Annotated in this window: 3 protein-coding genes; all 3 read right to left on the bottom strand. The window is 39.6% G+C overall.

Going from position 1 to position 8,713, the window contains the following annotated elements:
- Positions 1-261: 261 nt before the first annotated feature.
- A complete protein-coding gene (locus QZ138_RS10610) occupies positions 262-1,902 on the bottom strand; it encodes an Ig-like domain-containing protein (RefSeq protein ID WP_292889002.1) in 1,641 nt (546 codons plus the stop codon).
- Positions 1,903-2,575: 673 nt separating this feature from the next.
- The gene (locus QZ138_RS10605; RefSeq protein ID WP_292889001.1) at positions 2,576-5,191 is read right to left on the bottom strand and encodes a hypothetical protein; all 2,616 of its coding nucleotides are present in this window, start codon (positions 5,189-5,191) and stop codon (positions 2,576-2,578) included.
- Positions 5,192-5,315: 124 nt separating this feature from the next.
- Positions 5,316-8,147 (bottom strand): Ig-like domain-containing protein, encoded by a 2,832-nt coding sequence (locus QZ138_RS10600; protein ID WP_292889000.1) that lies wholly within the window; start codon positions 8,145-8,147, stop codon positions 5,316-5,318.
- Positions 8,148-8,713: the final 566 nt, after the last annotated feature.

Genomic DNA, 8,713 nt, shown 5'->3' with positions numbered 1-8,713 from the left:
TGGTGTTTTAAGATGTAAGTAAGCACTTGCATTCGAAAATCTTTATATATGGTGTTGTTTAAACTATTAAGTAGAGTTTTGAAATTACTTAACTCCATGATTAACCTAAATATGTGGTGGTGAGAAAACACACCATTTTTGAAAAGCATAATCTTTTTTCATGCTTTCATTCTCCATTTTGTTTATCTTTAATGATTTCAGGCAGTATTGTTTTAAAAGAAGTTTTTTTTTAAAATAATGGGGTAGGTGAGGTTTTGTCACCTACTTGATTTTAATTTTAACCTTTTGGGTGACAGCTGTGTAGTATTTGTCCCCTTTGTATTTTATAACCGCATTGTATTTTTTCTTTTGGGTCATCTTCTTGATTTTGAAGGTTGCCTTGCCTTTGGCGTTTGTTGTTGCCTTGAAGGTCTTCTTGCCCAATTTTATTGTTACTTTGGCTTTTTTGATAGGAGTTTTACCGGATTTCAGTGTTATTGTGTATTTTTTGACCTTTTCGGATTTCTTGAATGTTTTCTTTTTGGCGGTTATTTTTGAAGCGGCTTTTTTGACGGTTACCTTGACGGTTTTTTCAGATTCAAGATAGTTTGCGCTTTCCTTGAAGGTTATCCTTGCGGTGTATGTGTTTGGCACCAGTTTGGCTATGTTTATTGTGGCCTGGCCGTTGTTGTTGGTGGCATAGGTTTTAACGCCGTTCAAATCGACTGTCATGTCAAATCCTTTAAGCAGATTTCCTCTGCTGTCGGTCAGGGTAATGACAAGGTTTTTGCTGATGCTGTATGTTGTTTCCACATTGATTGCTGTCAGTATGCTTGTATCCTTGGCAACTGTCACATGGGCTGATGCGTTTGTTCTGGCGTAGTCTTTGTTTCCTTCAAAGGTGATGTTTGCAGTATATGTGCCTGCGGACAGGGTGTCTGTAGCTACTCTGATCTCACCGTTTTCATCGGTTGTGTAGTTTTTAGCGCCGTTTAAATCAACGGTCACGGTGGCATTTCCGATAGGGTTGCCATTGATGTCTTTGAGGGTGATTGTCAGGTATCTGTTTACGTTGTAAACGGTTGAAACGTCATCTGCTCTAAATTCTGTAGGTATATTGTTTACTCTGATGAGTATCTCAGTTGAATTTTTTGCAAACACTTCATCGTCACCTACAGTGACGGTAATGATGGCATTTCCTTTGCTGATTGCTGTAACGATGCCGTTTTCATCAACAATTGCAACAGACTCATTGCTTGATGTATAATTGGTGTCATGCTCTTTCACGATTTCAGGAATGGTGGTTGCCTTGATTGCGTGAGTGTCTCCGGCTTTCAAATCCAAAGTGGCGTTATCAACGGTGACGCTGACGTCATTCAGGCTGACGGTTACAAAGATTGTCCTGTTTTCTGCAGCGGCATATTCGGAATTGCCGTTAAACGAAACGGTAATGGTGGCATTGCCTGCGGCAAGAGGAATGATTATGCCGTTTTCAATCGCAGCAACTGTGGGATTGCTTGAGGTGTAGTTTAAATCACCCGCTTTGGAAGGATTTAAGGTAGCGCCGGCGGAAGTGAAATTAAGCACTGTCAGGTTCATGGTAGCATTTGCAATGATTATTTCGGTAGGTATTTTGCTTGCGATCACAGTGACGTTGGTGGACTTGAGAGTGTAATCTGCTTCGTTTCCGACGCTCAGTTCGGAATATGTGCTTGGATTTGCATTTAAAGTTTCACTCGTTTCTGTCTGCCCGATTGTGTGGGCTTCATCGGTTGAATCAATTTCTTCAGTTTGCGTTAATTCCATTGGAGATTGCTCATCACTTGATGCCTGCGTATCGTTGGCATCGATTGCGCATGCATATGACATGCTGATGAGGAATGCTAGAAGAATCAATGGAATCATCATCTTTTTAAATCTCATTATCTAAAACCCCTGAAATAATATAAAGCAAAGGTGCCCTTTGCCTTTTAAAATGATATTTTTTGAACAAAAAATCACTTGTTTAAAATATAGGTTAGAAAAATATAAAAACATAACTATGAATGAGGTATGGCGAATGTTTGAATGGTTTTGGGGGAATCAAAAAAAGAAAATGGTGTAGGTGAGATTTTCATATACTTAATTTTGACTTTTTTGGTGACCTGGTGTAGTATTTGTTTCCTTTGAATGTTACTTTTTCCTTATATTCGCCCTTTTTGTTTCTGTTGGCCTTGAATGTCGAATATTTTTAAAAATTTTTGATTAAATTAAAATTAGTCATAAAAAAAGTTATTTTTTTTTTAAATGTCTATATTGTGAGTTTGACCTCACAATACTACCTTAGACATTTAAAACAACATCAAATTATTCGAGGTTACGTATCAGGTAACTCTCTTGTATTATCATCTATGGAATGTCATATATAAATGTAAGTATTTTAATTGATCAATGTTCTTCTTGGGCGAAAAGCCTTCACGAAAACACTGGACGGCGTTTTCTAACATTCCTTCATCGAAATGGATTTTCAAGAGTGGCGGGATGAATCGGAAGGGGTGAATGTTTGAATGGTTTTTCGGACTTAAAAAAATAAAAATGGTGTAGGTGAGATTTTCACCTACTTGATTTTGATTTTGACTTTTTTGGTGACTTTGTTGTAGTATTTGTTTCCTTTGAATGTTACTTTTGCCTTGTAGGTTCCTTTTTTGGTCAGCTTTTTGATTTTGAAGGTTGCTTTTCCTTTGGCGTTTGTTTTTGCCTTGTAGGTTTTTTTACCAATTTTTATTGTGACTTTTACCTTTTTCATGGCTTTTCCAACATTGTCTTTTAGAGTTATTGTGTATTTTTTGGCATTCTTAGCTTTGAATTTTTTGTTTTTTGCAACTATTTTGACTTTTGCCTTTTTGATGATGGCCTTTGTGCTTGCTTGTGACTGTGTGTAGTTTGCATTTCCGCCAAAGGTTATTGTGACAGTATAGGTTTTTGGAGTCAAACCTTGTGTTGTGACTTTAACCTGGCCGTTTGCATCGGTGATGTATATTTTTGCACCGTTTAAATCGACTGTTATCATTTCACCGGTTAGCGGTTGACCTTTGCTGTCGGTTAGTCTGATAACAATGTCCTTGTTTATGTTGTAGGTTGCTGTTATGTCCTCTGCGGTTATTTTTGTTGCCTCCTTTTTGACCTTGACGATTTCAGTGTCGTTGAATCCTGTGTAGTTTTCGCTGTTGTGTGTTATGTTGATGATGTATCCTGTTTCGTTTGCTGCAAGACCTGTAAATGTGATGTTTTGGCCAGTTTCAGCTTCAAGGGTTATGTTTTGGGTAATGTTTCCAACTTTTACAATGTATTCTCCGCTTATGTCTGTTTTTATTGTGATGGTGATATTTTCGGAGTATGTTGCTTCTCTGGCTGTGACTTCGATTTTTGGTGTTGCCTTGTGTACAACCGCTTTTGTGGTGTCGTTGAATCCTGTGTAGTTTTCGCTGTTGTGTGTTATGTTGATGATGTATCCTGTTTCGTTTGCTGCAAGTCCTGTGATTGTGATTTTTTTGTCAATTCCTGCTTCAAGGGTTATGTTTTGGATTATGTTGGCAACTGTTAGTGTGTAATTTCCGCTTATGTCTGTTTTTATTGTGATGGTGATGTTTTCGGGGTATGTTGCTTCGTTTGTGTTCACTTCGATTTTTGGTGTTGCCTTGTGTACGACTGCTTTTGTGGTGTCGTTGAATCCTGTGTAGTTTTCGCTGTTGTGTGTTATGTTAATGATGTATCCTGTTTCGTTTGCTGCAAGTCCTGTGATTGTGATGTTTTTAGCTGAATTTGCTTCAAGGGTTATGTTTTGGGTTATGTTGGCAACTGTTAGTGTGTAATTTCCGCTTATGTCTGTTTTTATTGTGATGGTGATGTTTTCGGGGTATGTTGCTTCTCTGGCTGTGACTTCGATTTTTGGTGTTGCCTTATTGATGGTTAAGTTGATATTTGTTGAATTTACATTTAATTTGTCATTTGTAACGCTTAACTTTGCAGTATAATTGCCTGCAGCCAAATTAAAATACAAATTATCACCACTAAAAGAATTGCCCCTCATAATTTCATTGTCTTCCTCATAAATAATGACCTTCACATCAATAAAAGGCAATGCCTTGTACTCTTGATTTATTAATGTAATATGCAAACTATTGTTTGGGTTGTATGTTGTAATCAAATCATCCATATTAAATTTAAGAATTAACTCATCACCAAAATTTGTATCTTCTTGACCGATGCAGTCAATATAGTAATCCATATATATGGATTTGCCAAATAATGCAGTGTTGCCGTTGAACTTACAACTTATTGCTATACCCTCATATATAGCACCGCCCGTGCCTGATACAGTGTTGTAGTTGAAAATACAATTTACTGCACAACCGCCACTCATGGCACCGCCGAATTGTGATGCAGTGTTGCCGTTGAATATACAATTTAGTGCAGAACCCTCAAGTATTGCGCCGCCACTCTTTCCGGTATTGTTGTTGAAGATACAATCTACAGCAGAACTATCCCACATGGCGCCACCCAGAAGTGAGGCATTTTCTGTGAATATGCAGTTTGTTGCGGAACATTGCCATATTGCACCACCACCCTTACTCGCAGTATTTTTTGTGAAAGTGCAGTTCACGGCTGAACCGCCAGCCATGGCGCCACCATGATATGCAGCATTTCGTATGAATGTGCAGTTGACCGCAGTGCACTCACCGTATAGGGCACCACCATCGGTCCATTTACCTATATTCCCATTTGTGAATGTTATATTATGGAACATTACCTTTCCGCTGATTATATTAAATATTCTTGCCTCGTTGCTTCCGTTTATAACGTGTCCGTTTCCGTAGACGTTCAAATCACGGTTGATGACGATTCCCTCATTGAAAGCGGAATCATTTTCAGTATACCTGTAGTCGCAATCCAGGTATATGTCTGAGTCACCATTTCCGTTTATTGTGGTGTTCAAATCTCCGAATGTCTTTTCATTTTCGCTCAGCATGTCCTCATTTTCATCTATACTTATCATATCATCTTCAGACAACTCAAGTGGCGAATTGTCTCCTGTTGCTGTATCGTTTGTGTTGCCGGCCCATGCTCCTGCTATGCTTAATAGGAAAACGGCCAGTGCCAGTATCAGTATCCCTTTCCTGTATCTCATCATTTTCACAACCTTGTTGAATGTAAATTTATAATTGTTTGTCACTTAACAAACAATCCTTGAAGCGATAATCAATTGAATGAAATCTCACTTGTTTTAGAATCTGTTAAAGGATATATAAAAATATGATTAAAAAAAAGAAAATGTTGTAGGTGGAATTTTTGTCCGCCTACTTGATTGTTATTTTTACTTTTTTGGTGACTTTGGTGTAGTACTTGTTTCCCTTGTAGATTATTATTGCCTGGTATTTGCCCTTTTTGTTTCTGTTGACCTTGAAGGTTGCCTTTCCCTTTTTGTTTGTTTTCACTATGTTTTTTCTTGTTGTTTTTGTTTTCTTTTTGGATTTTTTGGTTGTTATCTTTTTGACTATCAGCCTTACCTTTGCGTTTTTGATTGCCTTTCCTTTGTTGTCCTTTAGGGTTATTGTGAACCTTTTCTTTTTGTTTTTGGATTTGTAGGTTTTCTTTTTGGCGGTTATTTTCGGTTTGGCCTTTTTGACTGTGACCTTAACGTCCTTGGCAGTTGGGAGATATTTGGCGTTTCCGTTGAATGTTACTTTTGCAGTGTATGCATTAGGGTCTAAACCTTTGGTTGAAACTTTGATCTGGCCGTTTGCATTGGTAGTGTATGCCTTATCGCCGTTCAGGTTGACGTTCACGCTAGCTCCAGAGATAGGTTTGCCGTTGGCGTCTTTTAAAGTGATTGTCAGGTATTCGTCAGTGTTGTAGACGATTGAAACTGAATTCGGCATAATCTCGCTGGCCATTTTGCTTACTTTCACTGTGACGTTGGTGGAGTTTAAAGCATAGGTTTCATTGTTTCCGACAGTCAGTGTGATGATGGCTGTGCCTTCTCCCACTGCGGTAACGATGCCGTAATCGCTAACGCTGACAACTGATTGGTTGCTGGAGGCATACTCGATATTCAGGTAATGCGGAACGGATGTGGCATTAAGGTCGAATCGCTCACCAACCTTCAAATCCAGGGTGCTGTTCTTAACGCTGACGCTTGCATCATTCAGTGTGACGGTAACTCTTATTGTCCTGTTTTCAGCGGCAGTGTAATTCTCGTTGCCTGCAAATGAAACGGTTATGATGGCAGTGCCTTTGCCGGAAGCGAGGTAGAAACCATCAACTACCCTGACAACACTTTCATTGCTGGAGACATATTCCGGATCGCCTGCACCCTCTGGTGTCAGAGTCGCCGGAACTGTGCCCATCTGGTTTACTTTCAAATCAAGTGTTTCATTGACCAGAATGATTTCGGCGGATAGCTTGTTTACGGTAATGCCTGCGGTTTTGCTTACCGGATTGTGATTGTCGTCAACTGCTGTTGTCACGTTCAGGGTGTAGTTTCCTGCGGCAAGGTTGGAAACGGTTATTGTATTTCCATTGACTGTTACGTTGGCTTCAGGATGGCCGGCGACATTGGCAATAACGCCTGTGGCATTGAAGAATGACACCTGAACAGATCCTGTGGAATTATAGTCGAATGTCATATTCTCAACTGTCAATGTTGAATTTGCCTTTGCAATTCTTAATTCGACGGTGTATGCGGCATCTCCGATTGAAGCTGTTATGCTGCCGCAGCCCCAGGCGGTTGCTGTATATCTGAGCGGTTCATCTAATCTGACGCTCTTTTTATCGGCATTGCCCTTGGCTGGAGTCACTGTCAGATTGACCGGATATAAAAGGCCGTTGTTGTAGCTTGTCACATTTCCTGAAGTTGAATTGTACATCTGCAGTTTAAAGAGGATGTCTGACGCATCGCCAACTGATATTGCATCGGGGTTTGCTGTTGCGTTTAAAAAGAGCCATGCCCTGCAGTTTGGTGAATCGGGATTGTTTGCATAATCGGTTTCATCGCTTCCAAACCAGTTGCAGTCAACATTCAGGTTTGAGTTGTCTGCAAAGTCAATGACATAGAGTGTGACGGAATTGTTGAGGAAGATGTTGTTGCTGACGCTCATCTGCTCGTATGATTCCCATGCCTGGCCGACGATTCCAAACTCGGCTGTGTTGTTGATGAAGAGGCATCCTGAAATGTTTCCCGCTGCGAATGACAGGTGGACTGCTGCGAAATTGCCTGCGGAATTGTTTATGAAGACAGAATCGGCAACTGAACTTTCACCCGCATAGAAATAGACGGCACCGCCAATCCTTTGAGGGGCCATATTGTCAATGAACCTGCAGCTTGTCACATTGCCTCCGTTATTAAAGTAAACTGCGCCGCCATAGCTTTCCTGGCCGGTTGCCTTGTTGTCTTTAAAGCTAGAGCCTATCAGATTTCCCCTTGACTCATTATTGTAATAGATTGCACCGCCGCTGCCGCCTTCGGCAATGTTATTGGTGAAATTACAATTTGTCACAATAAACTCGCGGTGCTCTACGTAAATTGCACCGCCGCTGCCGGCTGTAGCAGTGTTATTGGTGAAATTACAATTTGAAACTTCGCCTCCCCTAAAAAAATAAATTGCACCGCCTTTTGGAGCATGGTTGTTGATGAAATTACAGTTTGTCACAGTACCTTCCTCAGTAAAGCAAATCGCTCCTCCCTGCATCATATAGTTCGCATTTATGATGGTCATGTTTTTGATTGTTACTCTTGCGCCATATATTTCAAATACTTCTGTGTTGTTGCTTGATGCGGCCAAATCGATGACCGTACCGTTGCCGTCAATAACCCGGTCATCGCCAACTATCTTAATGGCACTTTCCGAATCATATTTATAGTACTTATGTTTGAGTGTAACGTTGCCCTCTTTTTGAATTTCATCATTCAATTCTGAAAAGGTGCCTGTGTCCTCGCCCAATATTTCAGAGTCCGGGGCACTGCTTTCATCATTGCCTTGTGCCGGAATGGCACTTTCATCAGCTGCAGACAGTTCAATCTGGCCTGCATCGGCAGTTGCCGTATCGTTTACATCGCTTGCACAGACGCTTGCCGCCCCAAATATGAGGATGGCCAGCGCCAGCATGATTATGATTTTTGCGTATTTCATTATACCCTTTTCTCCCTTTTTTGTGATAATTTTTGTTTTAATCTAAACGAACAATCTAAGGTGTCCTTAGCATGTTTAAAACATTCAATTCACGATATTGACTATATATGTAAAAATTAATAAACCTATCCATTAACGGGACCATGGCCGGCGGGAGATATTTGAAAAGGAAATCGGTACGGATTTGAGTTTTTTAACAATCAAATGATTTTTTGATGGTTTTTGGGGAATTTAATGTGCAAGCAAGCACTTGCAGTCGAAAAGCTTTATATATGGTCCTGATTATCTTTAAAATGCAAGAATACCACAACTTCTGCAAGTTGTGGATGAATTGCACTATTGGGTGTACTATCTTTTTTATTTATTTTTTTGCGTTTATTTTTTATTTGTGTTTTTTGGTAGATTTTTCATGTCATGAATTTTTATTCAGTATACTTTTTTTTATGGATTTTTAATAATTGCTTTGAGTATGAAAAATTGTTTTGGGTTTGAAAAATTGCTCTGAGTTCGTTATTCGATTACTTTTCAAATGCTCTCTCTCATTTTTTATATAGGAGTAATTATAA

The sequence above is a fragment of the Methanobrevibacter sp. UBA212 genome (assembly GCF_905233225.1).
In the GTDB taxonomy this organism is placed as follows: domain Archaea; phylum Methanobacteriota; class Methanobacteria; order Methanobacteriales; family Methanobacteriaceae; genus Methanocatella.
Note: the sequence above shows the minus strand (reverse complement) of the source record. Positions and strands in the feature narration are given on the sequence as shown.

Coding starts and splice junctions, on each gene's coding strand:
- QZ138_RS10610 (WP_292889002.1), bottom strand. CDS start 1,902: ATGAGATTTAAAAAGATGATGATTCCATTGATTCTTCTAGCATTCCTC.
- QZ138_RS10600 (WP_292889000.1), bottom strand. CDS start 8,147: ATGAAATACGCAAAAATCATAATCATGCTGGCGCTGGCCATCCTCATA.